The following is a 1,201-nucleotide window of genomic DNA, read 5'->3' on the forward strand; positions in this document are numbered from 1 at the left end:
AAAACGAAGATGCCCTACAACGAATCAAAATATTTAGAAGCATTAAACCGAAGAGGATCGCCACTGTTAAAATTTGCAATAAATAGCTAAATTTTACTAGTTGTCCACCTCAGGGCGTGTTGTTATATACCGATTTTCTCTAAAGCTAACTTTCTAAATTGTGAGTAATTAGAAGCATACTCCCAAATAGAATAAAGATGATTACCACTATCATCGATTAAACAAAAAATTTGGCAACTTGGATAGTCTTTTGAATTTTCAAGTTCATCCCAAGTATATTTTTGGGAATTACTTTGAAAATTTAAACATATACCATTTTCGTCAAATTCAAAACTACCCTTGATTGTTTTGATAAATCGAATCAATAAATACATACTTTTGTAACCGAAAAATGAAACCACAATTGCAAGAACAGCGATAAACAAAGTAATCAGAATATCAGGATTTAAAGTAGATTTATAAGTTGCATAAAACAAAGCGATAGAGCCAAAAACATATACTGGTATTAGAATCACAGCACAAACGTAAGCTAATATTTGAATAAATTTAGAATGAGAGACCATAGCTACCTTAGGTATATAACGCCACGTTAAGCGGCAAAAAATTGTTGGCTAAAATTGTGAACGGAGTGAAACAGCCAACTGTTTTTTGTCCGTTTGAACGCCTTGTTAGGCTTTACCTTGAGCACCACTATTTGGGACAGTAAACCTAATAGCAACAAAAATACACAAGAGCCATACTAGCCAAAATATTACACTATTAAACCAAAACGAATGTACTAGAAAATCGTAGACTGGAAAAGTAACAAATTCGGCTAACCAATTTATTGTATTTGAACCAAATACTTTCTCAGCGACAATCATTAACTCGCCACCTTTAGGGTGGAAAAAACTAATAGCTCCTCGGACAATAACTGGAAATAGGAATATTGAACAAACAGCTAAAACTAATCTCCTCACGTTAAATTTATCTCCAAGATTTTGGTAAGCCTAACGCTCTGTTAAGGGGCAAATTGTAGTTGGCTAAAATGTGAAGCGAAGCGGAACCAGCCAACTGTAATTTGTCCCGCTTGAACAGCTTATAGTTGGACCAATCCATTTATCAATCGATTAGTTTACTATATTTGATAAGTGGAATATGCCTCTGTTGGTTACGAATATTGAACGGCAAACATCCAATGTTTCTAACAAGACGTTCGAAC

2 protein-coding genes are annotated in these 1,201 nt (G+C 34.1%); both read right to left on the bottom strand.

Annotated features, from left to right (window positions below):
* Positions 1-122: 122 nt before the first annotated feature.
* On the bottom strand, positions 123-563 hold the full coding sequence (locus tag H4J57_RS19450) for a hypothetical protein (RefSeq protein WP_182243984.1): 441 nt from the start codon (positions 561-563) through the stop codon (positions 123-125).
* A gap of 105 nt (positions 564-668) precedes the next feature.
* Positions 669-959 (bottom strand): hypothetical protein, encoded by a 291-nt coding sequence (locus H4J57_RS19455; RefSeq protein WP_182243985.1) that lies wholly within the window; start codon positions 957-959, stop codon positions 669-671.
* Positions 960-1,201: the final 242 nt, after the last annotated feature.

This window comes from Colwellia sp. BRX8-7, assembly GCF_014077275.1.
Classification (GTDB): Bacteria; Pseudomonadota; Gammaproteobacteria; order Enterobacterales; family Alteromonadaceae; genus Colwellia_A.

Bases quoted from the DNA above. Each gene is read 5' to 3' on its own strand.
- H4J57_RS19450 (WP_182243984.1), bottom strand. From the start codon at position 563: ATGGTCTCTCATTCTAAATTTATTCAAATATTAGCTTACGTTTGTGCT.